The 23500-nt window shown below is 71.3% G+C and carries 21 protein-coding genes and 1 pseudogene; 13 read left to right on the top strand and 9 right to left on the bottom strand.

The genetic code is table 11. From position 1 onward, the window contains the following. Positions 1 to 24: 24 nt before the first annotated feature. The 3 genes from ABT004_RS24210 to ssgD all read right to left on the bottom strand — a co-directional run bounded on the left by ABT004_RS24210 (position 25) and on the right by ssgD (position 4696). Positions 25 to 2361, bottom strand: a complete 2337-nt coding sequence (locus tag ABT004_RS24210; protein WP_351340535.1) for an ATP-binding cassette domain-containing protein — start codon at positions 2359 to 2361, stop codon at positions 25 to 27. 72 nt (positions 2362 to 2433) lie between these two features. Next, positions 2434 to 4083, bottom strand: coding sequence for an ABC-F family ATP-binding cassette domain-containing protein (locus ABT004_RS24205; RefSeq protein ID WP_351340532.1), 1650 nt, complete (start codon positions 4081 to 4083; stop codon positions 2434 to 2436). A 253-nt stretch (positions 4084 to 4336) separates the two neighbouring features. Next, positions 4337 to 4696, bottom strand: a complete 360-nt coding sequence (ssgD, locus tag ABT004_RS24200; protein WP_351340572.1) for a spore wall synthesis regulator SsgD — start codon at positions 4694 to 4696, stop codon at positions 4337 to 4339. Positions 4697 to 4999: 303 nt separating this feature from the next. On the opposite strand from ssgD, the gene ABT004_RS24195 reads away from it, so the two are divergent. From ABT004_RS24195 to ABT004_RS24180, 4 genes are read left to right on the top strand one after another with little or no spacing between them, the layout of a single operon-like run. Beyond that, positions 5000 to 6082 carry an ABC transporter ATP-binding protein gene (locus ABT004_RS24195; RefSeq protein ID WP_351340529.1) on the top strand — a complete coding sequence of 361 codons (1083 nt, stop codon included), beginning with the start codon at positions 5000 to 5002 and terminating at the stop codon, positions 6080 to 6082. A 28-nt stretch (positions 6083 to 6110) separates the two neighbouring features. Continuing rightward, complete coding sequence (locus tag ABT004_RS24190; protein ID WP_451190271.1) at positions 6111 to 7325, top strand: ABC transporter substrate-binding protein; 1215 nt, start codon at positions 6111 to 6113, stop codon at positions 7323 to 7325. Between the two features lies 1 nt (position 7326). After that, positions 7327 to 8229, top strand: coding sequence for an ABC transporter permease (locus tag ABT004_RS24185; RefSeq protein ID WP_351340526.1), 903 nt, complete (start codon positions 7327 to 7329; stop codon positions 8227 to 8229). A 12-nt stretch (positions 8230 to 8241) separates the two neighbouring features. Continuing rightward, positions 8242 to 9057, top strand: coding sequence for an ABC transporter permease (locus tag ABT004_RS24180; RefSeq protein WP_351340523.1), 816 nt, complete (start codon positions 8242 to 8244; stop codon positions 9055 to 9057). Here ABT004_RS24180 and ABT004_RS24175 read toward each other — a convergent pair whose 3' ends face one another. From ABT004_RS24175 to ABT004_RS24160, 4 genes are read right to left on the bottom strand one after another with little or no spacing between them, the layout of a single operon-like run. Then, the gene (locus tag ABT004_RS24175) at positions 9058 to 10053 is read right to left on the bottom strand and encodes an iron-siderophore ABC transporter substrate-binding protein (protein ID WP_351340521.1); all 996 of its coding nucleotides are present in this window, start codon (positions 10051 to 10053) and stop codon (positions 9058 to 9060) included. A gap of 39 nt (positions 10054 to 10092) precedes the next feature. Further along, positions 10093 to 10917, bottom strand: a complete 825-nt coding sequence (locus ABT004_RS24170; protein WP_351340519.1) for an ABC transporter ATP-binding protein — start codon at positions 10915 to 10917, stop codon at positions 10093 to 10095. Positions 10918 to 10919: 2 nt separating this feature from the next. Continuing rightward, positions 10920 to 11966 (bottom strand): FecCD family ABC transporter permease, encoded by a 1047-nt coding sequence (locus ABT004_RS24165; protein WP_351340516.1) that lies wholly within the window; start codon positions 11964 to 11966, stop codon positions 10920 to 10922. After that, positions 11963 to 12982, bottom strand: coding sequence for a FecCD family ABC transporter permease (locus ABT004_RS24160; protein ID WP_451190264.1), 1020 nt, complete (start codon positions 12980 to 12982; stop codon positions 11963 to 11965). Before ABT004_RS24160 ends, ABT004_RS24165 begins: the two co-directional genes overlap by 4 nt. A gap of 129 nt (positions 12983 to 13111) precedes the next feature. On the opposite strand from ABT004_RS24160, the gene ABT004_RS24155 reads away from it, so the two are divergent. The 4 genes from ABT004_RS24155 to mgtA are packed head-to-tail and all read left to right on the top strand — an operon-like array spanning position 13112 to position 17290. Then, on the top strand, positions 13112 to 13678 hold the full coding sequence (locus ABT004_RS24155; protein WP_451190261.1) for an MSMEG_1061 family FMN-dependent PPOX-type flavoprotein: 567 nt from the start codon (positions 13112 to 13114) through the stop codon (positions 13676 to 13678). Between the two features lie 50 nt (positions 13679 to 13728). After that, on the top strand, positions 13729 to 14295 hold the full coding sequence (locus ABT004_RS24150; protein ID WP_351340514.1) for a Uma2 family endonuclease: 567 nt from the start codon (positions 13729 to 13731) through the stop codon (positions 14293 to 14295). Between the two features lie 27 nt (positions 14296 to 14322). Next, a complete protein-coding gene (locus ABT004_RS24145; RefSeq protein WP_351340512.1) occupies positions 14323 to 14712 on the top strand; it encodes an ArsR/SmtB family transcription factor in 390 nt (129 codons plus the stop codon). A gap of 10 nt (positions 14713 to 14722) precedes the next feature. Continuing rightward, positions 14723 to 17290, top strand: a complete 2568-nt coding sequence (gene mgtA / locus ABT004_RS24140) for a magnesium-translocating P-type ATPase (protein WP_451190257.1) — start codon at positions 14723 to 14725, stop codon at positions 17288 to 17290. 4 nt (positions 17291 to 17294) lie between these two features. On the opposite strand, the gene ABT004_RS24135 is transcribed toward mgtA, so the two are convergent. Next, entirely contained in the window at positions 17295 to 18761 is a 1467-nt protein-coding gene (locus tag ABT004_RS24135; RefSeq protein WP_451190254.1) for an LCP family protein, read from the bottom strand. A 114-nt stretch (positions 18762 to 18875) separates the two neighbouring features. Here ABT004_RS24135 and tatA point away from each other — a divergent pair. The 5 genes and pseudogenes from tatA to ABT004_RS24110 form a co-directional block, all read left to right on the top strand. Continuing rightward, positions 18876 to 19037, top strand: a pseudogene (gene tatA, locus ABT004_RS24130) (Sec-independent protein translocase subunit TatA); the annotation flags it as partial. 53 nt (positions 19038 to 19090) lie between these two features. Next, positions 19091 to 19666: a TerD family protein gene (locus ABT004_RS24125; RefSeq protein WP_351340507.1), complete on the top strand. Its 576-nt coding sequence runs from the start codon at positions 19091 to 19093 to the stop codon at positions 19664 to 19666. Between the two features lie 110 nt (positions 19667 to 19776). Continuing rightward, a complete protein-coding gene (locus ABT004_RS24120; RefSeq protein WP_351340504.1) occupies positions 19777 to 20358 on the top strand; it encodes a TerD family protein in 582 nt (193 codons plus the stop codon). After that, positions 20355 to 21413, top strand: coding sequence for an acyltransferase family protein (locus ABT004_RS24115; protein ID WP_351340502.1), 1059 nt, complete (start codon positions 20355 to 20357; stop codon positions 21411 to 21413). The genes ABT004_RS24120 and ABT004_RS24115 overlap by 4 nt, the downstream gene beginning before the upstream one ends. A 22-nt stretch (positions 21414 to 21435) precedes the next feature. Beyond that, a complete protein-coding gene (locus ABT004_RS24110) occupies positions 21436 to 22164 on the top strand; it encodes an endonuclease V (RefSeq protein WP_351340499.1) in 729 nt (242 codons plus the stop codon). Here ABT004_RS24110 and ABT004_RS24105 read toward each other — a convergent pair. Beyond that, positions 22136 to 23317 (bottom strand): saccharopine dehydrogenase family protein, encoded by a 1182-nt coding sequence (locus ABT004_RS24105; RefSeq protein ID WP_351340497.1) that lies wholly within the window; start codon positions 23315 to 23317, stop codon positions 22136 to 22138. The genes ABT004_RS24110 and ABT004_RS24105 overlap by 29 nt on opposite strands. Between the last annotated feature and the right edge of the window lie 183 nt (positions 23318 to 23500).

The following is a 23500-nucleotide window of genomic DNA, read 5'->3' as shown; positions in this document are numbered from 1 at the left end:
GCGGAAGTGCCGCGGAATCCCCTGTCACGCGGCCGTCACGTCCCCCTCACCGGGCCTGTCCGCGCCCGCGACGGCCCGCCGCAGATGCTCGGCCGTGAACGAGCCCTCCGCGCCGAGCAGTTGGGCCGGCGTTCCCTCGAAAAGCACTTCGCCGCCGTGTCGGCCGCCCTCCGGGCCCAGATCGACGATCCAGTCCGCCCGCCGGATCACATCGAGGTTGTGCTCGACGACGACCACCGTGTTGCCCGCGTCGACGAGCCGGTCGAGCAGTGCCACGAGCCCGTCGACGTCCGCCATGTGCAGGCCGGTGGTCGGCTCGTCCAGGACGTACGTCGCGGCGTGCCGGTGCAGCTGCGTGGCCAGCTTGATGCGCTGGCGCTCGCCGCCCGACAGGGTGCTCAGCGGCTGTCCGAGCGTGAGATAGGTGAGGCCGACGTCGCGCAGGGCGCGCAGCCTGCGGCGTACGCCCTTGTCGTCGAGGTCCGCGAAGTGGTCGAGGGCCTGCGCGGCCGTCATGTCGAGCACGTCCGCGACACTGCGGCCGCGCACGGTCAGGCCCAGCACCTCGTCCTTGAAGCGCCGCCCGCCGCAGGCCTCGCACACCGTGGTCACCGGGTCCATGAACGCCAGATCGCTGAAGATCACGCCGCGTCCCTCGCAGCGCTCGCAGGCGCCGACCGAGTTGAAGCTGAACATCCCCGGCTCCGTGCCGGTCTCGCGCGCGAACACCTTCCGTACGGTGTCCATGATCCCGAGATACGTCGCCGGGGTGGAGCGCCCCGAGATCCCGATGGACGACTGGTCGACGACCACGGCCTCCGGGTGCGCGGCGCGGAACTCCCCGGACACGAGCGAGCTCTTTCCGGACCCGGCGACGCCGGTGACGGCCGTGAGCACCCCGGTCGGCACCTCCACGGTGACGTTCTTGAGGTTGTGGATCCGGGCACCCTCGACCCGTACGTGCCCGGTCGCCGCGCGCGGGTGCTCCTTCACCCCGCCCGTGCGGCGCAGGCAGCGGCCGGTGAGCGTGTCCGCGCGCCGCAGCGCGCCCGGTGTGCCCTCGAACACCACGCGCCCGCCGTCGGCGCCGCCCGCCGGGCCCATGTCGACGACGTGATCGGCGACGGCGATGACATCGGGGTCGTGTTCCACGACGAGGACCGTGTTCCCCTTGTCGCGCAGGCGCAGCAGCAGATCATTGAGCCGCCCCACATCGCGCGGGTGCAGGCCCACGCTCGGCTCGTCGAAGATGTACGTCATCCCGGTCAGGCTGGAGCCCAGGTGCCGCACGGTCTTCAGGCGCTGCCCCTCGCCACCGGACAGCGTCGACGTCTCGCGGTCCAGGCTGAGATAGCCGAGGCCGATCGCCTCGATGCGCTCCAGGGCGGTGACGGCGGCCTCGGCGATCGGCCCGGCCACGGCGCCCTTGATGCGGCGCAGCGCCGGGATCAGCTCGCCGACCTCCATGCGCGTGCACTCGGTGATGCTCAGGCCCTCGACGCGGGTGGCGAGCGCGGCGGCGTTCAGGCGCGCCCCGTCGCAGACCGGGCAGGTGCCCTCGGTCAGGTACCGGCCGACGAGATCGCGGGTGCGCCGGCTCAGCGTCGACAGGTCGCGGTTGAGGTACAGCCGCTCGAAACGGTCGGCGAGCCCTTCGTAGGAGATGTCCCGGCTGCCGCCCGTATTGTCCACGTTGACCTTGGTGCCGGTCCCGCGCATCAGGAACTGCCGCTCGGCGGCGGTGAATTCGCCCACGGGCTTGGCGGTGTCGAGGTCAGTGGTGTTGGTGTACGTCTGCCCCTGCCAGGTCCCGGCGGCGAACGGCGGGAACAGCACCGCTCCGCCCGCGAGGGACTTCGACGGGTCGAGGATGCGCTCGTAGTCGGGGCGCACGGCGCGCCCGAGCCCGTCGCACGCCGGGCACATCCCGCTCGGGTCGTTGAACGAGTACGCGGTCGCGCCGCCTGCGCTCGGTGTCCCGTGCCGCGAGAACAGCACGCGGATCACCGAGTACACGTCGGTCATGGTGCCGACCGTGGACCGGGAGTGCCCGCCGATCGGTCGCTGGTCGACGACGATCGCGGGCGTCAGCTCCTCCAGCGCGTCCGCGTGCGGCTTCTCGTACTTGGGCAGCCGGTTGCGGACGAACCTGGGATACGTCTCGCCCAGCTGCCGCTGCGACTCCACGGCGATGGTGTCGAAGACGACGGAGGACTTGCCCGACCCCGACACCCCGGTGAAGACGGTGAGCCGCTCCTTGGGGATGCGCAGGGTGACGGCCCGGAGGTTGTTCTCGCGGGCGCCGACGATGCGGATGTGGCGGTGGCCGGGTCCGGTTCCGGTGGCTTTGGTGCGCTGCATGTCAGCGACGCTAGGCGGGATACCCGACACCTTTTGTCGGGTATCCCGCCAATTTCTGGACCGGCTACTTGACTACGCGGCCCGCACCTCCTCCAGCGTCGTGTCCCGCAGCGTCCCGTCCATCAGCAGCCACCGCGTCACGCCGATCGACTCCAGGAACGGCAGGTCGTGGCCCGCCACGATGAGCGCGCCCTCGTACGACTCCAGGGCCGACGTCAGCTGGTGCACGGACGCGATGTCCAGGTTGTTCGTCGGCTCGTCCAGCATCAGCAGCTGCGGCGCGGGCTCCGCGAGCATCAGCGCGGCGAGCGCCGCACGGAAGCGCTCGCCGCCCGACAGCGTCCCCGCCGGCTGGTCGGCCTTGGCCCCCTTGAACAGGAAGCGGGCGAGCCGCGCCCGCACCCGGTTGTTGGTGGCGTCCGGCGCGAACCTTGCCACGTTCTCGGCGACGCTCAGCTCCTCGTCGAGCACGTCGAGCCGCTGGGGCAGGAAGCGCAGCGGCACGTGGGCGAGGGTCTCGCCCGCGACCGGTTCGAGCTCACCCGCGATGGTGCGCAGGAGCGTCGTCTTGCCCGAGCCGTTGCGCCCGACGAGCGCGATGCGTTCGGGGCCCCGCAGCTCCCACTCGCCGTCCACCCGTGCCCCGTAAGCGAGTTGGAGCCCGCGCAGGGTGAGTACGGAGCGGCCCGGCGGCACGGCCGTGTACGGCAGGTCGACGCGGATCTCGTCGTCGTCGCGCACCGCCTCCACGGCCTCGTCGAGCCGCTCCTTCGCCTCGGCGAGCTTCTCCTCGTGCAGGATGCGGTGCTTGCCCGCGGAGACCTGTGCGGAGCGTTTGCGCAGCTTCATCACCGCCCTCGGTTCGCGTTTGATGTCGTACATCTTCTGGCCGTAGCGCTTGCGCCGCGCCAACTTGACGTGGGCGTCGGTCAGTTCGTGCTTCTGCTTCTTCAGATCGGACTCGGCGACCCGCACCATCCGCTCCGCCGCCTCCTGTTCGGCGGCGAGCACCTCTTCGTACGCGGAGAAGTTCCCGCCGTACCAGGCGACCTCGCCGTCGCGCAGATCGGCGATCTGGTCGACGCGGTCGAGGAGTTCACGGTCGTGGCTGACCACGATCATGACTCCGGACCACGCCTCCACGGCGGCGTACAGGCGCTGCCTGGCGCGCAGGTCGAGGTTGTTGGTGGGCTCGTCGAGCAGCAGTACGTCGGGGCGGCGCAGGAGGAGTGCGGCGAGCCGCAGCAGTACGGACTCGCCGCCGGAGACCTCGCCGATCGTGCGGTCCAGGTCTACGTGGCCGAGACCCAGCTCGCCGAGCATGGCTCCCGCCCGCTCCTCGACGTCCCAGTCGTCGCCGACCGCGGTGAAGTGCTCCTCCCGTACATCGCCGGCCTCGATGGCGTGCAGGGCGGCGCGGGTGACGGCGATGCCGAGCGCCTGGTCGACGCGGAGTGCCGTGTCGAGGGTGACGTTCTGAGGCAGGTAGCCGATGTCGCCGGACACCCGCACGGTGCCGTCGGTCGGGGTCAGCTCACCGGAGATCAGCTTCAACAGGGTTGATTTCCCTGCCCCGTTGAGGCCGATGAGCCCGGTGCGGCCGGGGCCGAAAGCGACCTGGAGTCCGTCGAAGACGCCGGTGCCGTCGGGCCAGGCGAAGTCGAGGGCGGTGCAGGCGACGGAGGCGGGGGCGGAGCCCGGGTGCGTGGAGGAATGTGACATGAGGCGGCCTCGCGGTTTGCTCGGTGTGAACGGTGGGATGCAACGCGTTCGAGACACCGCGGGGGCACGGAAGGCCTGCTGCGGGAGGACGGCTCGGGAGAAACCGAGGTCGGCACACGGCGGCACGGACACGCGAGCGAGCGGCGTGTCATGCGCGGTGTCTCAGGACCTCAGTCGAGCAACGTCCTTCTCCTATCGACGGCAACAGAACCGTCAACCAAGGTAGAAGTACCTGCCGGAGCCGTCAAAGGATTTAACAGGCGTCCCGCAGTAGCTCCTCCAGGTCGCCGTCCACGTCCACGTGCGACGCCTCCTCGCCGACCGGCACCAGCTCCGTCGTCTCCGCCAGGAAGCGGCGCAGCTCGCCGGTGCGGATGTGCACGATCGCCGTGCCCTCCGTCGCGTGGAACTCCAGGACCGTGCGGTCGTACCCGTACGGCTTCACCCGCACGTCACCCGCGCCCGCCGGACCGCTCACCCCGCCGGTGAGCAGTTCACGGGCGAACGTCCAGCTCACGGCGATGCCTTCGAGGGTGGCCGGGGCCGGAAAGGACATGCGCACGGCGAACGGGTCGCGGACGTCGTAGCGCAGGGTCGCCGGAATGTGCGCCATGCGCGGCGCGGCGGCGACGAGACGGGCCTCGACGGCTTGCTCGATGACGGACAACGCCTGCTCCCTTGTGACGGCTGGACGGTGGACCACTGCACGGCCTCATATGTAGAGACGGCGGAATGAGGGAATCCGTGCGCCTGAACCCGGTCAAATTCGAGTGACCTCTGTCACCGGATCCAACCGTGGTGCGGGTGTGACCGTCGGTACTGCTGGGATGGCAGGCGCGTCAATTCCCGTACAAAGGTGATCTGCGGGCCTCCCGCACCCTTGTGGCTGTCGTTGAAGTGTGCATGATCTACGGCTATGGCCACCGCCAAGGAGGGCGCAGCGATCGGGCTGCGGGACCTGTGCAAGTCGTTCGGCGAAGTGCGCGCCGTCGACGGGCTGGAACTCGACGTCGCCGAGGGCGAGTTCTTCTCGCTGCTCGGTCCTTCCGGATCCGGCAAGACGACCGTGCTGCGGCTCGTCGCCGGCTTCGAGGCTCCCTCGGGCGGCACGATCCATCTCGCGGGCGAGGACGTGACCCGGCGCGCGCCCTTCGAACGCGACGTCACCACCGTCTTCCAGGACTACGCCCTGTTCCCGCACATGAATGTCGAGCAGAACGTCGGCTACGGCCTGAAGGTGCGCGGCGTCCCGCGCCGGGAGCAGGCCGAGCGGGTCCGCGCCGCCCTCGCGTCCGTCCGCCTCGAGGACTTCGGCGGGCGCAGGCCGGGACAGCTCTCGGGCGGGCAGCGCCAACGCGTTGCCCTGGCGAGGGCGTTGGTGGTGCGCCCGCGCGTCCTGCTGCTCGACGAACCCCTCGGAGCCCTCGACCTCAAGCTGCGCGAGCAGATGCAGGTCGAGCTAAAGGAGTTGCAGCGCGAGGTCGGCATCACCTTCGTCCTCGTCACCCACGACCAGGCCGAGGCCCTCGCCCTCAGCGACCGCGTCGCCGTCATGCACGCGGGACGTGTCGAACAGGTCGGCACGCCGAGGGAGTTGTACGAGAGCCCGGCCTCCGCCTTCGTCGCGTCCTTCGTCGGCACCTCCAACACGCTCACCGGGGCCGCCGCCGAACTGCTCGTCGGGAGAGCGGGCACGTTCGGTGTCAGGCCCGAGAAGATCCGCGTCCTCGACCCCGGTGCGGAGCACGCCCGCGAGGACCACAGCGAGGTGCGCGGCACCGTGGCCGACGCCGTGTACCTGGGGGACAGCACCCGCGTCGTCGTCGACACCGACGCGGGCGTGCGCTTCGTCGTCATACGCCAGAACACCGGCCCCGCCGACAGTGCGGACGGCACGGGCGACCCGGACGGCACGGCGGACGCGCCCGCGCCGCCCGGCGCCCGCGTCCTCCTGCGCTGGCACCATCGGCACAACGTCCCTCTGTACCAGCCAAGTTGACTCACCCCGACGACCTGGGAGTGTTCACGTGCGCGCAACTAGGACCCTGATGGCCGGCGCCGCGCTCGGCGGCCTCCTGCTCGCCACCGCCTGCGGCTCGTCCGACGACGGCGGCGGTGGCGCCAAGGGCGCGCCCGGCGGGCAGGGCTTCACCCCGCCGAAGATGTCCGCCCCGAAGTCCCTCGGCAAGACCGAGGGCGAGGTCAACCTGATCGCCTGGGCCGGCTACGCCGAGGACGGCTCCAACGACCCGAAGGTCGACTGGGTGCACCCCTTCGAGGAGCGGACCGGCTGCCAGGTCTCCACGAAGGTCGCGGGAACCTCCGACGAGATGGTCAACCTGATGAAGACGGGACAGTACGACGCCGTCTCCGCGTCCGGCGACGCCTCCCTGCGCCTGATCGCCTCCGGCGACGCGGCCCCGGTCAACACCGACCTCGTGCCCAACTACCGAGATGTTTTCCCGGGGTTGAAGACGCAGCCCTGGAACTCGGTCAAGAAGGTCGCGTACGGCATCCCGCACGGCCGCGGCGCCAACCTCCTCATGTACCGCACGGACAAGGTGAAACCCGCACCCGACTCCTGGAAGGCCGTCTTCGACGACGCAGGGCAGCACAAGGGCCGCGTCACCGCCTACGACTCGCCGATCTACATCGCCGACGCCGCCCTCTACCTGATGAAGACCAAGCCGGACCTCGGCATCAAGGACCCCTACGCCCTCGACCAGAAGCAGTTCGACGCGGCGGTCGCCCTGCTGAAGAAGCAGAACGCCAACGTCGGTGAGTACTGGAGCGACTACCTCAAGGAGGTCTCCGCGTTCAAGAGCGGAGACTCCGTCGTCGGCACCAGCTGGCAGGTCATCCTGAACACCGCGCAGGGCGAGAAGGCGCCCGTGAAGGCGATCCTCCCGAAGGAGGGCGCCACCGGCTGGTCCGACACCTGGATGGTGTCCGCCAAGGCCGAGCACCCCAACTGCGCCTACAAATGGCTCGACTGGATCGTCTCGCCGAAGGTCAACGCCCAGGTCGCCGAGTACTTCGGCGAGGCCCCCGCCAACGCGAAGGCCTGCGAGGAGACCGCCGACCCCAAGCACTGCGCGACGTACCACGCCGACGACGCCGCGTACTGGAAGAAGGTCCACTTCTGGACCACGCCCATCCCGCAGTGCCTCGACGGCCGCACCGACACCAAGTGCGTGCCGTACGCGAAGTGGGTGCAGGCGTGGACGGAGATCAAGGGGTGACGTGTCACTGACCTCGAAGCGGGGTGACTCGGAGCGGGCCGCGGGTGTCTCGAAGCGCGCCGCCGGAGCGCTGCACCGCAGCCCCCGGCTCCGCCTGTCCCTGCTGCTCGCCGCGCCCCTGACCTGGCTGGTCGTCGCCTACCTCGGCTCGCTCGCGGTCCTGTTCCTCTCCGCCCTGTGGACCACGGACCCGTTCACGTCGGACATCGTGCGGACGTGGACGCTGGACAACTTCAAGGCACTGTTCACGACCGGGGTGTACCGCCAAGTGGCCTTGCGGAGCGTAGGAGTCGCGCTCGGTGTGACGGCGCTGTGCATCGTCATCGCCTTCCCGATCGCGTTCTGCACGGCGCGCGTCGCGAAGCCGCGGTGGCGCCCGCTCCTGGTCGTCGCGATCCTCACACCCCTGTGGGCGAGCTACCTCGTCAAGGCGTACGCGTGGCGCGTCATGCTCGCCCAAGGGGGCCTGCTCGACTGGCTGTTGAAGCCCTTCGGTCTCGACGCGCCCGGCTACGGGCTCGTCGCGACGGTCCTCGTCCTGACCTACCTCTGGCTCCCGTACATGATCCTTCCGATCCACGCGGGCCTCGAACGCGTCCCCGACAGCATGCTCGACGCCTCCGCCGACCTCGGCGCCCGCGCCTGGCGCACCTTCCGCACGGTACTGTTCCCGCTCGTCCTGCCGTCGGTCGCGGCCGGTTCGGTCTTCACGTTCTCGCTCAGTCTCGGCGACTACATCGCGGTCCAAATCGTGGGCGGGAAAACGCAGTTGATCGGCAATCTCGTCTACGCGAACATCACGCTCGACCTGCCGCTGGCGGCGGCGCTCGGCACCGTGCCGGTCGTGGTGATCGTCCTGTACCTGCTGGCGGTGCGCCGCACGGGTGCGCTCAGCAGCCTCTGAAGGGGGCCAGAGATGCACCTGTCCCGCCCGGCACGCATCGCGCTCCGCGTCGGCGCCGGCCTCGGCTTCGCCGTCATCTACGTCCCGCTGCTCCTGGTCGTCGTCAACTCGCTGAACCCCGACCGGAGTTCGGGCTGGCCGCCGCCCGGCCTCACCTTCGACTGGTGGCGCGACGCCTGGCACAGCGCGGGCGCAAGAGACGCGCTGTGGACGTCGGTGAAGGCGGGCACCGCCGCCACGGCGATCGCCCTCGTCCTCGGCACACTCGCCGCGTTCGCGGTGTCCCGCTACCGCTTCTTCGGCCGCGAGGCGATCTCCTTCGCGGTGGTCCTGCCGATCGCGCTGCCCGGCATCGTCACCGGCGTCGCCCTCAACACGGCCTTCCGCACGGTCCTCGAACCGATCGGCATCGGCCTCGGCCTGTTCACGGTGGTCGTCGGCCACGCCACGTTCTGCGTCGTGGTCGTCTTCAACAACGTCGCGGCCCGGCTGCGCCGCCTCGCCTCCTCGTACGAGGAGGCCGCGATGGACCTCGGTGCCGGCCCCTTCCGCACCTTCCGTGACATCACGTTCCCGCTGATGCGCTCGGCGCTCGCGGCGGGCGGCCTCCTCGCGTTCGCGCTGTCCTTCGACGAGATCGTGGTGACGACGTTCACGGCGGGCGCGGGCGTCCAGACCCTGCCCATCTGGATCTTCTCCAACATGTCCCGCCCCCAGCAGGCCCCCGTGGTCAACGTGGTGGCCGTCGTCCTCGTCCTGCTGTCCGTGATCCCCGTGTACGTGGCGCAGCGACTGTCGTCGGACACGGCGGCGGGGAGCCGGGTGTGACTACTTGAGCTTGTCCGCGAACAGCGGCACCACGTGCTTCAGCGCGTACCGCACCGACAGGACGGAGTCGGTCGCGAACGCCGAGCTGATGTTCTTGTCGTCGAAGACGAGCGAGTGGCCCCTCTTCGCCGCCGGGATCGCCTTGTACAGCGGGTCGTCGGCGATCTTCTTCGCGGTGGTGCCGATGGGTGCCATCACCATGAGGTCGGCGTCCAGCATCTGGAGGTTCTCCTCCGACACGGGCACGGAGAACGCGCTGCCGGCCTTCTTCTCGACGGCCGGGTTGTTCTTGAAGCCGAGCCGCTCCACGAAGTCGATGCGGCCGGTGCCGCGCACGTAGGCGCCCCAGGCGGAGGCGGTGCGCGAGGCGATCGTGATGGTCTTCCCCTTGAACTCCGGGTGCTCCTTCGCGGCCGCGGCGAACTCCTGCTCGGTGTCGTCGATCAACTTCTCGCCCTTGTCGGCGAGGCCGAGTGCCTGCGAGACCATCTCGGTCTGCTTCTTCCAGGGGGTCTTGTACTGGTCGCCGCCCTTGGGGACGCCGACCGTCGGCGCGATCTTGTTGAGGGTGTCGTAGCGGGTCTTGTCGCCGCTGGCCTTGGTGTCGAGGATGAGGTCCGGCTTGAGGGCCGCGATCTTCTCGTACTCGGGCTCCAGCGTGCCGATCTTCTGCGGGGACTTGTCGTACTTCCCCTTGGCCCACGGCCCGAGGCCGTCGCCGCCGAACGCCAGCCAGTCGCTCGCCCCCACGGGCTGCACGCCGAGCGCGAGCGCCGTCTCCGCGTCGCCCCAGCCGAGGGCGACGACCCGCTTGGGCTGCTCCTCGACCGTGACGGTGCCGAACTTGGTGGACACCTTCGCCGGGAAGGCGCCGGAGGACTTCTGGCCGGAGCCGTCGGCGGCGTCGCTCTTCTCGGATCCGCAGGCGGCGAGCGAGCCGGTGAGGGCGAGGGCGGCGGCGCCGATGAGCAGTCTGCGAGGGGCAGTGCGGGCCATGGTGTGTGTTCTCTCTACGAAGGGGTACGGAGGTGGGGGCTACCGGATGTGGTGGCGCCCCATGGGGACGATCAGCGGGGTGCCGGACGCCGGGTCGGGGATGACGGTGCTGCGCAGCCCGAACACGTCGTCGACGAGGGACTCGGTCACGACGTCGGCGGGCGCGCCCTCGGCGACAATCCGGCCGTCCTTCATGGCGATGAGGTGATCGGCGTAGCGGCAGGCCAGGTTGAGGTCGTGCAGGACGACGACGAGGGTGACGCCGCGCTCCCGGTTGAGGTCGGTCAGCAGGTCGAGGACGTCGAGCTGGTGGCTGATGTCGAGGTAGGTGGTCGGCTCGTCGAGGAGGAGCACGTCGGTCTCCTGGGCGAGCGCCATCGCGATCCACACGCGCTGGCGCTGGCCGCCGGAGAGCTGGTCGAGGGGCCGGTCCGCGAGGTCGAGGACGTCGGTCGCGTGCAGGGCGGCGGCTACCGCCTCGTCGTCGGCGGCCGTCCAGCGGCGGAACCAGCCCTGGTGCGGGTAGCGGCCCCGGCCCACCAGATCGGCGACGGTGATGGACTCGGGCGCCACCGGCGTCTGCGGCAGCACACCGAGGACCGCGGCGACCTCCTTGGTCGACGTCCGCTGGATGTCGCGCCCGTCGAGCAGGACCGCGCCGTCGGTCGGCGTGAGCAGCCGGGCCATGGAGCGCAGCAGCGTCGACTTGCCGCAGGCGTTGGGGCCGACGACGACCGTGATGCGGCCCGCCGGGATGTCGGCGTCGAGGCCGGAGATGATCCGCCGCTCGCCGTAGCCGAGTTCGAGGCCGCGGGCCTGCAGGGTGTGCGGGGATGCCACGGTCTTCTCCTTGCTGGTGGTCATGGTCAGCCGCCCGTCCCCGCGCGGTTGGACCGGGCGAGCAGCCACAGCAGATACGGGGCGCCGATCACGCTCGTCACGATGCCGACCGGCAGTTGGGTGCCGGACAGCAGGTGCTGCCCCACGAAGTCGGCGACCGTCACGAGCAGCGCCCCGGTCAGGGCGGCCGGCAGCAGCGCCGCGCCCTGCCCCGGCACCAGGCGGCGCGCGATCGGCGCGGACACGAAGGCGACGAAGCCGACCGGGCCCGCGGCGGCGGTGGCCACGCCGGCCAGCGCGGTGGCGCAGGCGAGGAGGGCGAGCCGGTCCCGCTCGACACGGGCGCCGAGTCCGCCGGCGGTGTCGTCGCCGAGCTGGAGCGCGGTGAGGGCGCGGGCGGCGAGCGCGGTCAGCGGAAGCAGCAGCACGGCGGCCCCGAGCAGCGGCCAGAACTGGGGCCAGGACCGGCCGTTGAGGCTTCCGGCCAGCCACAGGAACGCGGTCTGCGCCTCGGTCACGTCGGAGCGCGTCATCTGGTACGAGATGAGGCTGGACAGGCCGGTGCCGACGCCGAGCCCGATGAGGACGAGCCGGTAGCCGGTGACGCCCTTGCGCCAGGCGAGCAGATAGACGGCGGCTCCCGCCACCAGCGCGCCGGCGAGCGCGACGGCCGACAGGGAAGGACCGCTCAGCCCGGCTATCGCCCCGGCGAGCACGACGGCGGCGCCCGCGCCCGAACTCACGCCGATGATGTCGGGGCTGGCCAGCGGATTGCGCAGCAGCGTCTGGAAGACGGCGCCGGAGAGCCCGAAGCAGCAGCCGACCAGGAGCGCCAACAGGGCGCGGGGGAGCCGGAGTTCGAGGATCACGAACTGTGTGCCGCTGTCGCCGCCTCCGAACAGGGTGCGTACGACGTCGGCCAGCGGGAGCGTGTAGTCGCCGAGGCTGAGCGAGACGCACAGCGCGGCGAACGCGGCCGCGGCGAGCGCCGCGCTCACGGCGGTGAACCGGGCACGCCCCCGGCGGCGTACGGCGGCGACGCGTCCGGCGGCGGGACGCAGCTCGGTGTTCACAGCTCGACCGTCTTTCTGCGGCGTACCAGGACGACGAAGGGGATCGCGCCGAGCGCCGCCGTCATGACGCCGACCTGTACCTCGCCGGGGCGAGCGACGAGGCGTCCCGCGACGTCGGCGAGGAGTAGCGCGGAGGGTGCGATGAGCGCGCTGTACGGCAGGATCCAGCGGTGGTCGGGGCCGGTGATCAGGCGCGCGGCGTGCGGAACGGCGAGCCCGACGAAGGCGATCGGGCCCGCGACGACGGTCGCCGCCCCGCACAGCAGGACCACGCAGGCCGCCGCGCCGAGCCGGGCGAGCGCGATCCGCTGGCCGAGGCCGCGCGCGGTGTCGTCGCCGAGGGCGAGGGTGTTGAGCTGCGGTCCGAGGGCGAGGGCGAGCACGGCGCCGACGGCGATGAACGGCAGCGCCTGCCACAGCACTTCGGGCTCGCGCCCATTGAGCGAGCCGACCTGCCAGAATCGGAACTGGTCGAAGGCGCGGCTGTCGGTGAGCAGCATGGCGCTGGTCACCGAGCCGAGGGCGGCGGCCACGGCGGCGCCGGCCAGGGCGAGTTTCACGGGCGTCGCGCCGTCCCGGCCGAGGCTGCCGACGCCGTACACGAGGACGGCGGCGAGACAGGCTCCGAGGAAGCCGAACCAGATGTACTGCGAGGGGTCGCTCAGCGAGAGCACGCTGATGGCGAAGACGACGAAGACGGAGGCACCGGCGTTGACGCCCAACAGGCCCGGATCCGCGAGGGGGTTGCGGGCCACGCCCTGCATCACGGTGCCCGCGAGCCCGAGCGCCACCCCGGCGAGGAGCCCGGCGGCCGTGCGGGGCACGCGGACCTCACGCACGATCAGCTGGGCCCGGTCGGCGCGGTCCGGGTGGAACAGGCCTGCCACGACATCGCCGAGCGGGACGTCGCCGGAGCCGACGGCGAGGCTGAGCAGAACGGCGCCCGCGAGTACGAGGGCCAGGGGGAGCAGCCCGGCGAGCAGGGATCCGCGGGGTCTCCGCGCTATGAGTGGCACCGTTCCGTCCTGTTCACCGTGTTGCCGCGCAGCGGCAGGCGCCGGAACCGGGCGCTCCGAACATTAGGGGAGCCTAACCTAACATCGGATAAGGTACGAGAATCAACCACCTCGGACTCAGGAGTCGGCTTGCCGCACGTCACGGACACCCTCGCGACCGGATCGCCCCGACTCCCCGAGGGCTGTGAGGAGTTGACGTCCCCGGCCCTGCTGCGCGAGATCCTCGGCGAGCCCTGGCCCATCGTGATCGAGAAGGTGCACGGGGAACTCACCGAGAAGGACCGGGGCTTGCTGGCCCGCTCACCGTTCTGCCTCGTCTCCACGTCCGACGCGGACGGCAACTGCGACACCTCGCCGCGCGGCGACGCCCCCGGCTTCGCGCACATCGTCGACGACCGCACGATCGCCCTGCCGGACCGCCCCGGCAACCGCCGCGGCGACAGCTTCCACAACATCATCCAGAACCCGCACGCGGGCTTGCTCTTCCTGATACCCGGCGCCACGGACGTCCTGCGCATCAACGGCCGCGCCCGCATCCTCACCGACGCCCCCTTCTTCGCCGACATGACGGTCAAGGGCCAACCCCCGAGCCTGGCCCTCCTCCTGCACATCGACGAGATCTACCTCCACTGCCCCCAGTCCCTCCGCCGCGCGGGCCTGTGGCGGCCGGAGACGTGGGAGGGCGCGGAACAGTAGGCTGGCGAGGCGGTACGGGAAGCGTCGGGCACTCGCGAGGGAGGTACGTCATGACCGCCGAGATGGTCGCACCGGACTGGATGCACACGCCGATCACCGCGGAGCAGTACGACTCCTGGAGCGAGGAGCAATGCGCCGGCATCGAGGTCGTGGACGGGATGGTTGTCGTGAGCCCCAGCGCATCCAAACGGCACAACCGGCTCGCCCGCATCCTGGCCAATGCCCTGGATGCCGCCGCCGGCGCGGACTGGAACGCCGACACCGACTTCGACGTACGCCTTCAGGACGTCCCCCTCACCAATCGGCGACCCGACGTCACCGTGTACCGGGCCGACACCATCGACCTCACCCCCACCCGCCCCGAACACGTGCTCCTCGTGGTCGAGGTCGTGTCACCCGGCTCGGAGACCACCGACCGGATCGTCAAGGTCGACCAGTACGCGAAGGCGGGAATCCCCTTCTACTGGCGCATCGAACAGGCCGTCACCGGCCTCCCGATCGTCTACACGTACGTCCTGGACCCCGCGAACAAGACCTACCGGGACGGCGACGTGTTCACCGGCACGGTGAAGGCCACCGCGCCCTTCGAGCTGACGGTCGACCTCGGAGCCATCTGAAGCGCGCCTAGACTTGCCCCTGCACGCATGCCGGCAGTGGGACAGGAGTGGACAGTGGTGGCAGGGGCCAGGCGGTTCGAGGATCCGTCCGCCGATGTGCTCGCCGAGGCGGCCGAGGCGTTCGCGTTGCTCGCGTCGCCGGTGCGGCTGCACATGGTGTGGGCCCTCGCGCAGGGCGAGAGCGATGTGAGCGGGCTCGCCGAGCGGGTGGGCGGCGCGCTGCCCGCCGTCAGCCAGCACCTGACCAAGCTGAAGCTCGCCGGCCTCGTACGGTCCCGGCGCGAGGGCCGGCGGCAGGTGTACTACGTCGACGATCCCGAGGTCGTGAGCGTGGTCCACCTCATGATCGGCCAGCTCACCGAGCGCGCCGAGCAGGCCAAGGCGCCGGTGCGCCGCCTGCGTGGCGCGGGAGCCTGAAGGCCGGCCCGTGGCCGTTCCCGAACCGGCCGAGCGGACCGGCTCGGTGCCGCAGCCGCGTACCGCCCCCGAGGGTCCGAGTGCGCTGCAGACGCTGCGTGCTCTGGACGCGAGCCCGCGCGGACTGACCGCGGACGAGGCCGAACGGCGACTGGCCCGGTACGGCGGCAACACCCTGCCCACCGCCCGGCAGCCCTCGTGGCCGCTGCGGATGTGGCGCAGCCTGCGCGACCCGTTCACCACCGTGCTGTTCTGCCTCGGGCTCGTCTCCGCGCTCGTCGCCTCCTGGGGCACGGCCTGCGTCATCCTCGCCCTGGTCATCGTCAGCAGCGTGCTGCGCACGCACGGCGAGTACCGGGCGGACCGGGCCGGCGCCGGGCTGCGCGAACTCGTCGCGGGCACCGCGAGCGTGCAGCGCAGGGACCGCCCCGGCGACGCACCACGCGTGCGTGAGATCCCGGTCGACGACCTCGTACCCGGCGACGTGGTGCGCCTCGCGCCCGGCGCCCTGGTACCCGCCGACGTACGCCTGTTGAAGGCGCGCGGCCTCACCGTGCACCAGGCCGCCCTCACCGGCGAGTCCGCGCCCGTGCCGAAGGAACCGGCCGACCTGCCGGACGGGGACGGCGAGGGGCACCTGCTGTTCCAGGGCAGCAGCGTCGCCTCCGGCAGCGGCACCGCGGTCGTCGTCGCGACCGGCGCCGACACCCGCTTCGCCGCCGTGCACGGAGCGCGCCGCGACCGACCCGCGAGCGCCTTCGACCGCAGCGTGCACGGCATCTCGTGGGTGCTGATCCGCTTCATGCTGCTGACCCCGCCGCTGGTGCTGATGGCGAACGCGGCGGTGCGCGGCCGGGGCCTGGAGACCCTGCCCTTCGCGGTGGCCGTGGCGGTCGGCCTCACCCCAGAGATGCTGCCGGTCATCGTCACCATCTGCCTGGCCCGCGGCGCCTCCCTCCTCGCCCGCTCGCACGGCGTCATCGTGCGCCGTCTCCCCGCCCTGCACGACCTCGGCGCCGTCGACGTGCTGTGCGTCGACAAGACCGGCACCCTCACCCGCGACCAGCCCGCCGTCGACCCCGACCGCACCGAGCCGGAGGCCCTGCACTGGGCGGGCGCCTCCGCCTGGTGGACGCTGCAGACCGCCGAACTCACCGACCCCGACCCGCTCGACGAGGCGCTGCTCGCGGCCACGGGCCCCGAGGACTGGGACGCGTACGACGGTGTCGACGCCCTGCCCTTCGACCCGGTACGCCGCCTGGCCACCGCCGTCGTGAAGGAACCCGGCACCCTCGGCGTGCACGTCCTCGCGGTGAAGGGCGCCGTGGCGGAGGTCCTGGAGCGTTGCGCGCTCGACGAGGACGAGCTGGCCGCGGCGCACAAGCGGGCGGACGACCTCGCTGCCGACGGCGTCCGTCTGCTGGCCGTGGCCACCGCCGAGCGCACGGCCCGCGCCCGCGGCTACACCCCGGCCGACGAACGCGGCCTGACCTTCCAGGGCTTCGTCGCCTTCCACGACGCCCCGGCCGACACCGCGCACGACGCCGTCCGCGCCCTCGGTGAGCGCGGCGTCACCGTCAAGGTGCTCACCGGCGACCACCCGGCCACCGCCACCCGCGTCTGCCGCGACGTGGGCATCGAGCCCGGCGAGGTCGTCGTCGGCGCCGACATCGAGCACCTCGACGACGAGCGGCTGGGGGAGCTCGCCGCCCGCACCACCGTGTTCGCCCGCTGCACCCCCGAGCACAAGGCCCGCGTCATCGCCGCCCTGCGCGGCCGCGGCCACACCGCCGGATTCCTCGGCGACGGCGTCAACGACCTGCCCGCCCTGCGCGCCGCCGACGTCGGCGTCTGCCCCGCCGGAGGCGTCGACGTGGCCCGCGAGAGCGCGCACGTGGTGCTCGCCGACAAGGACCTCACGGCGCTCGAACACGCCGTCGTGGCGGGCCGGCACTCCAGCGCCAACATCGCCTCGTACCTGCGGATCACGCTCTCCTCCAACCTCGGCAACGTGATCGCGATGCTCGCCGCGGGCCTGCTGCTGCCGTTCCTGCCGATGCTGCCGCCGCAGGTCCTCGTCCAGAACCTGTGCTTCGACGTGGCCCAGCTCGCGCTCGCCTTCGACCGGCCACGGACGGCCGCGCTGCGCCGCCCCACCGTGCTGCGGCCCCGGCCCTTCCTGCACTTCATCACCGGCTTCGGCGCCCTGGGCGCGCTCGCCGACCTCGCGACCTTCGGCGCGCTCGCCCTGTGCCTGCCCGGCTCCCTGAACATCGGCGACCAACAGGGCTTCCACGCGGGCTGGTTCACGGAGAACCTGCTGACCCAGGCCCTCGTGATGCTGTTGCTGCGCACGGGCCGCAGGACCGCCGAGGGCCGTACGCCGGGCCCCGTGCGCTGGGCGGCGACGGGCCTCGCGGCCGTCGGCATCCTGCTGCCGCTGACCCCGCTCGGCCCGTGGCTCGGCGTCTCCGGCCTGCCGCCGCTCTACTACCCGCTGCTCGCGGCGATCCTCGTGGCGTACGCGCTGGCGCTGGTCCTGCTGCGGCGCAGGGGCAGCTGGGCGGAGCAGCCGTAGGGCCTCACCCGTACGACAGGTGCGAGCAGATGTCCTGGTCCGCCGAGCGCGCGGTGTCGGCCACGCCGGAGGGCACCGTCGTCGGGGTCGGCGTCGGCGAGGCCGCGCTGCCCGGCCGGTAGTCCGCGCCGAGGACCACGCCGATGCCCGGCGCCGTGCCCGCGGTCAGTTCGGCGTCGGGGAAGAGCCGGGCGACGGCCGAGGCGTGGGCCTTCTCGCCGGGGCCGTAGGTGATGGTCGTGGTGGCGCGGGCCCGGTCGGCGGCGTTGCCGGTCGCGGGGACGGTGAAGCCGCGGCCGGTGAGCGCCGCGGCGGCGTCGGCGGCGAGGCCGGGGGTGGCGGTGCCGTTGTAGACGTTGACGGAGACGCCTTCGCCCGAGATCTCCTCGGTGGCGCTCGGGCTGGGGGACGAACCCGCCTTGGCACCGCCCTTCTTGCCGCTCGCGTCCTTGCCGTCGAGCGTGCGGTCCTTCTTGAGCGCCGCCCACAGCGCGTCGGCGTCCGGGTGCACGACGGCGACGCGGTTGCCCTCGTACTTCCAGGGAATGGTGACGAACTTGGTGTTGTGCAGGTCGACGTCCTTCATCGACATCGCGAACGACAGCAACTTGTCCGCCGAGCCCAGACCGGGGTCGACGGTCATCGACTTCGTGGCGGCGTCGGCGAGCGGCAACAGCTTCGTCGGGGTGAGGCCATCGGACTTGATCTTCTTGATGAGGCTGGAGACGAAGGACTGCTGGCGCTGGATGCGGCCGATGTCCGAGCCGTCGCCGATGCCGTGCCGGATGCGGACGTAGTCGAGCGCCCGCTGCCCGGCGACGGTCTGCTCGCCCTTTTTGAAGAGGCGCTTGCCCTGCGTGGGCCGGTTCGGGTTGAGGTCGTTCTGGTAGACGTCGTTCGGCAGGCAGACCCTGACGCCGCCGACCACGTCGGTGAGCTGCGAGAAGCCCTTGAAGTCGACGACGACGGTGTGGTCGACGCGCAGCCCCGTGAGCTGTTCGACGGTGTTCTGGGTGCAGGCCGGATTGCCCTCGGCGGTCTGGCCCGTCGTATAGGCCGCGTTGAACATCACGTTGGTCCGCGAGCTGCTCCACGTACCGTCGGGGAGCTTGCACGGCGGGATGGTGACCAGGGTGTCGCGGGGGATGGAGATGCCGACGGCGTGTCGGTGGTCGGCGTAGACGTGCAGCAGGAACGCGGTGTCCGAGCGGCCGATGTCGTGTCTGTCGCCGCCGCCGAGGTCGCTGTTCCCGCCGGTGCGTGCGTCGGTGCCGATCACCAGCACGTTCTCGCCCTTGGACGTGTCGGCGGGCCGGTTCCTGGACAGGCCGTCCGAGCCGAACGTGTCGATGTTCCCGTTCAGCTTCAGGTAGAGCCAGCCGGCGCCGCCGGTGATCAGGACGAGCACCGCAAGGCCCGTCACGAGTGTGATCCGCAGTCGGCTGCGCTTACGCCGTCGCCCCATACCCATGCCCTTGCTGTAGATCCACCCGTTGGTTGTACAGTTGCGCAATGTAGCAAGCGCGGCTGTGGGGGTGGGACGCCCACTCCGGTCGCGGTCCGACCACGACAAGAGGTGAACGCCATGTTCCGCAACGCACTGGAGCCCTGGCACCTGTTGGTCCTGGGCGTCGTGATCATCGTGCTCTTCGGGTCCAAGAAGCTGCCGGACACCGCACGCTCCCTGGGCAAGTCTTTGCGCATCCTCAAAAGCGAGACGAAGGCCATGAAGGAGAGCGACGAGACCGCGACACCACTTTAAGCTTTGCGCAAGTGTTGGAAATGATGGAGGTAGCAGCTGTGGGAGTTTCCCTGGGCAAGGGCGGCAATGTCTCGCTCAGCAAGGAGGCGCCGGGCCTGACCGCGGTAACGGTCGGCCTGGGCTGGGACGTGCGCACGACGACGGGCACCGATTACGACCTCGACGCGAGCGCCCTGCTGTGCGACGCGGCGGGGAAGGTGCTCTCGGACCGGCACTTCGTCTTCTACAACAACCTCACCAGCCCGGACGGCTCGGTCGAGCACACCGGGGACAACCTCACCGGTGAGGGCGAGGGCGACGACGAGAGCGTCAAGGTGAACCTCGCCGGGGTGCCCGCCGAGGTCGACAAGATCGTCTTCCCGGTGTCGATCCACGACGCCGAGACGCGCGGCCAGAGCTTCGGCCAGGTCCGCAACGCGTTCATGCGCGTCGTGAACCAGGCGGGCGGCGCCGAGATCGCCCGCTACGACCTCTCCGAGGACGCCTCCACCGAGACCGCGATGGTCTTCGGCGAGCTGTACCGGCACGGGGCGGAGTGGAAGTTCCGCGCCGTGGGCCAGGGGTACGCCTCGGGCCTGGCCGGTATCGCGCAGGACTTCGGCGTCAACGTCTGAGGCACGCGCCGCTCCGGCGCCGCCCGCTCCGGGACTCCGGGCGGGCGGCGCCTCGTACGACACCGTCCGATCACCCAGACCACCCGACCGCCCGACCAGAAAGCATCGCAATGTCCGTGAACCTGGCCAAGGGCCAGCAGATCAGCCTCAGCAAGGACACCGGCGACGCCCTCACCCTCGTACGCATGGGACTCGGCTGGCAGGCCGCGCCCCGCAAGGGCTTCCTCGCCAAGCTGACCGGCACCCGCGAGATCGACCTCGACGCGTCCGCCGTGCTCTTCTCCGGGAAGAGCTACGTCGACGTCGTCTTCTTCCGCCACCTCGTCAGCGAGGACGGGTCGGTGCGGCACAGCGGCGACAACCTCGTGGGCGGCACCGGGCAGGCCGACGACGAGTCCATCGCCGTCGAACTCCCGCGCGTGCCAAAGGAGGTCGACCAGATCGTCTTCACCGTGAACTCGTTCACCGGGCAGACCTTCGCCGAAGTCGGCAGCGCGTACTGCCGACTCGTCGACGAGACCACCGGGCAGGAACTCGCCCGCTACACGCTCGAGGGCGGCGGCGGCCACACCGCGCAGATCATGGCCAAGGTCCAACGCGAGGGCGGCGGCTGGCAGTTGAGAGCGATCGGGGAGCCGGCGGCGGGCCGGACCTTCCAGGACCTGATGCCCGCGATCACCCGCCACCTGTGAGCGTGACGGCGGTCCCGGCCGCCCGCACGGAGGTGCGGGCGGCGGGGGGCCGGGACGCGTTCTACGACAACGCGAAATATCTGGCGATCGTGCTCGTCGCGATGGGGCACGCGTGGGAGCCGCTGCGCGACGACAGCCGGGCCGCGGCCGCGCTCTACACCACGGTCTACGCGTTCCACATGCCGGCGTTCATCGTGATCTCCGGCTACTTCTCGCGCTCCTTCGACGCGAGCCCCGGCCGGCTGAAGCGGCTGATCACGGGCGTGGCCGTGCCGTACGTGGTGTTCGAGGTCGCCTACACCCTCTTCAAGCGGACGGCGGGCGACGACCCCGGCTATCCGGTCAGCCTGCTCGACCCCTGGTACCTGACCTGGTTCCTGATCGCACTCTTCGTGTGGCGGCTGACCACGCCGCTGTGGAAGGTGATCCGGTGGCCGCTCCCGCTGGCGCTCGCCATCGCGGCGCTCGCCTCGGTCTCGCCCAGCATCGGCGACGACCTGGACCTCCAACGCGTCCTGCAGTTCCTGCCGTTCTTCGTGCTCGGCCTGGTCCTGAAGCCGGAACACTTCCAGCTGGTGCGCCGCAAGGAGGCGCGGATCCTCGCGGTGCCGGTGTTCGCGGCGGCGCTGCTGTTCGCGTACTGGGCGGTGCCGAGGATGAACGCGGCCTGGTTCTACCGGCGGGACAGTGCCCAGGAGTTGGGCGCGCCCGGCTGGACCGGAGTGGCCATGACGCTGGCCATGTTCGGCTGCTCGGCGATCCTCGTCGCGTGCTTCCTCGCGTGGGTGCCGGGCCGCAAACTCTGGTTCACGGCGCTCGGCGCGGGAACGCTCTACGGATATCTGCTCCACGGCTTCCTCGCCAAGGGCTCCCGCTTCTGGGACTGGTACGACGTCGACTGGGTGCACACCCCGTGGGGCGAGATCACGGTGACCCTCATCGGGGCGGCCGTGATCACGCTGCTGTGCACACCACCGGTGCAGCGGACGTTCCGGTTCGTGATGGAGCCGAGAATGGACTGGGCGTTCAGACGGAAGCCCGAAGGCAAGGGCTAGGGCTGGGGCTAGGGTCGGACACATGGTGACGATCACGGGGGTGCCCGAAGGCTGGCCCGCGAACGAGGGCGCGGCGCGCGGGATGCAGGACGCGCTGCGCGACCGTGTCGTACGGGACGAGGCCGGGCCGCCGCCGGGTGCCGGCACGGTCACCGGGATCGACGTCGCGTACGACGACGAGCGGGGCGTCGTCGCGGCGGCCGCCGTCGTCCTGGACGGCGCGACGCTCGACGTGGTCGAGGAGGCGACGGCCCTCGGGGAGGTCGCCTTCCCTTACGTGCCGGGCTTGTTGGCGTTCCGCGAGATCCCGGCGGTCGTGGGCGCGCTCGAGGCGCTGACCACCGACCCCGGTCTCGTCGTCTGCGACGGATACGGGCTCGCCCACCCGCGCCGCTTCGGGCTCGCGAGTCACCTGGGCGTGCTCACAGGCCTGCCCACCATGGGCGTCGCGAAGAACCCGTTCGTCTTCTCCCACGGCGAGTTGGGCGCACGGCGGGGGAGCACGGCGGCGCTCCTCGACGGCGCCGAGGAGGTCGGCCGCGCGCTGCGCACCCAGGACGGCGTGAAACCGGTGTACGTGTCCGTGGGCCACCGGATTTCGCTCGACAACGCGTGCGCGCACGCGTTGTCGCTCACGCCGGCGTACCGCGTCCCGGAGACGACCCGCCGGGCCGACCGCCTGTGCCGGGACGCGCTCGCCGAGCTCGTCGGCGGCGGCGCGGTCAGCGTTCGGCCGCGACCCGGAACGTGATGCCGGCCGACCGCAGCCGCTCGATGAGGGCGTCGCCCATCGCCTCCGTGGTCGTCACCTGCCCTGCCGTGTCCGGGAGTTCGTCCCGTACGAGACACATCGCGGACTCGGCGAGCATCTTCGCGGTCTCGCCGTAGCCGGGGTCGCCGCCCGACACCTCCGTGTAGACGCGGCGCCCGCCGCCCTCGCCCACGAACCGCACCGAGAACCGGCTCTTGGCCCGGCGCGCCTCGTCCGGGCCGTCGCCCGGCTTGAGCCGCCCGCTCAACCACCGCCGTACCGGCGGCACTTGGGACGCGGCGAACAACGCGCCCATCCCCGCCACGCCACCGACCGCGAACGGCAACGTCCGCACGGCCGCGTAGTGCCGGTAGCGGAAGTCGGGGCCATAACGCTCGACGGCCCGCGCCGAACGCTGTACCACCTGCGGGTCGATCGTCGGCAGCGGCAGGGCCCACGCGCCGATCTCCTTGGCGTAGCGCGGGGTGCCGGTCGGCGCGTACGCCGTGCGGTCGATCGGGCGGGGCTCGTGGCGGCGCCGCTCCTGCTGGGCGGCGAGCATCTGCCGGGCCCGCGAGAACTGGTTCAGGGCGGACGCGAACGTGCCGCCGGAGAGCGTCGCGTTCGTCCGTACGAAGCCGTCGACGCGCAGCGGCACGCCCTCCGGCAGCTGCTTGACGGTGTAGTACGCGCCCAGGTCGTGCGGGATGGAGTCGAAGCCGCAGGCGTGCACGATGCGGGCGCCGGTGTCGCGCGCGAGGGCGTCGTACCGCACGTACATGAGGTCCACGAACTCCGGCTCGCCCGTGAGGTCCACGTAATCGGTGCCCGTGCTCGCGCAGGCGGCGACGAGCGCTTCGCCGTACTCCAGGTACGGGCCCACGGTCGTCGCCACCACGCGTGTGTTGACGGCCAGTTCGCGTACCGAGGCCCGCTCGGCGACGTCCACGCGCACCAGTGGGAGTACCGCGCACTCCGGGTTGATCTCGGTCAGCCGCTCACGCAGCCGCTCCAGCTTCGTGGTGTCGCGTCCGGCGATCGCCCACCGCAGTCCCTCGGGTGCGTTGGCCGCGAGGTACTCGGCGGTGAGTACCCCCACGAACCCCGTCGCCCCGAAAAGCACCACGTCGTACGTCCTGCTCGACTCGTTCATGCCACCCCTCACCCTCGTCGCGCGCCGCTGCCGGTGGCCGAGGCTAACCCCTCCGCACTGGAACCCCCCGCCCCACCCCTTCCCGAAAGCCCTGCCGGGCGGGCCTGCTCAATCGCCGCAGGGGCTTGATAGATCAAGCCCCTGCGGCAAAACAAACCCCCCCCGCCAATGAGCCCCCGGGTC

Origin of the sequence: Streptomyces sp. NPDC002790, assembly GCF_040295505.1 — a bacterium.
GTDB lineage: Bacteria > Actinomycetota > Actinomycetes > Streptomycetales > Streptomycetaceae > Streptomyces.
This window is presented reverse-complemented; position numbering and strand designations above follow the sequence as displayed.

Coding starts and splice junctions, on each gene's coding strand:
- ABT004_RS24105 (WP_351340497.1), bottom strand. CDS start 23,317: ATGAACGAGTCGAGCAGGACGTACGACGTGGTGCTTTTCGGGGCGACG.
- ABT004_RS24120 (WP_351340504.1), top strand. CDS start 19,777: ATGTCCGTGAACCTGGCCAAGGGCCAGCAGATCAGCCTCAGCAAGGAC.
- ABT004_RS24170 (WP_351340519.1), bottom strand. CDS start 10,917: ATGACCACCAGCAAGGAGAAGACCGTGGCATCCCCGCACACCCTGCAG.
- ABT004_RS24205 (WP_351340532.1), bottom strand. CDS start 4,083: ATGTCACATTCCTCCACGCACCCGGGCTCCGCCCCCGCCTCCGTCGCC.
- ABT004_RS24110 (WP_351340499.1), top strand. CDS start 21,436: ATGGTGACGATCACGGGGGTGCCCGAAGGCTGGCCCGCGAACGAGGGC.
- ABT004_RS24175 (WP_351340521.1), bottom strand. CDS start 10,053: ATGGCCCGCACTGCCCCTCGCAGACTGCTCATCGGCGCCGCCGCCCTC.
- ABT004_RS24145 (WP_351340512.1), top strand. CDS start 14,323: ATGCCGGCAGTGGGACAGGAGTGGACAGTGGTGGCAGGGGCCAGGCGG.
- ABT004_RS24210 (WP_351340535.1), bottom strand. CDS start 2,361: ATGCAGCGCACCAAAGCCACCGGAACCGGACCCGGCCACCGCCACATC.
- ABT004_RS24150 (WP_351340514.1), top strand. CDS start 13,729: ATGACCGCCGAGATGGTCGCACCGGACTGGATGCACACGCCGATCACC.
- ABT004_RS24135 (WP_451190254.1), bottom strand. CDS start 18,761: ATGGGTATGGGGCGACGGCGTAAGCGCAGCCGACTGCGGATCACACTC.
- ABT004_RS24180 (WP_351340523.1), top strand. CDS start 8,242: ATGCACCTGTCCCGCCCGGCACGCATCGCGCTCCGCGTCGGCGCCGGC.
- ABT004_RS24195 (WP_351340529.1), top strand. CDS start 5,000: ATGGCCACCGCCAAGGAGGGCGCAGCGATCGGGCTGCGGGACCTGTGC.
- ssgD (WP_351340572.1), bottom strand. CDS start 4,696: ATGGCGCACATTCCGGCGACCCTGCGCTACGACGTCCGCGACCCGTTC.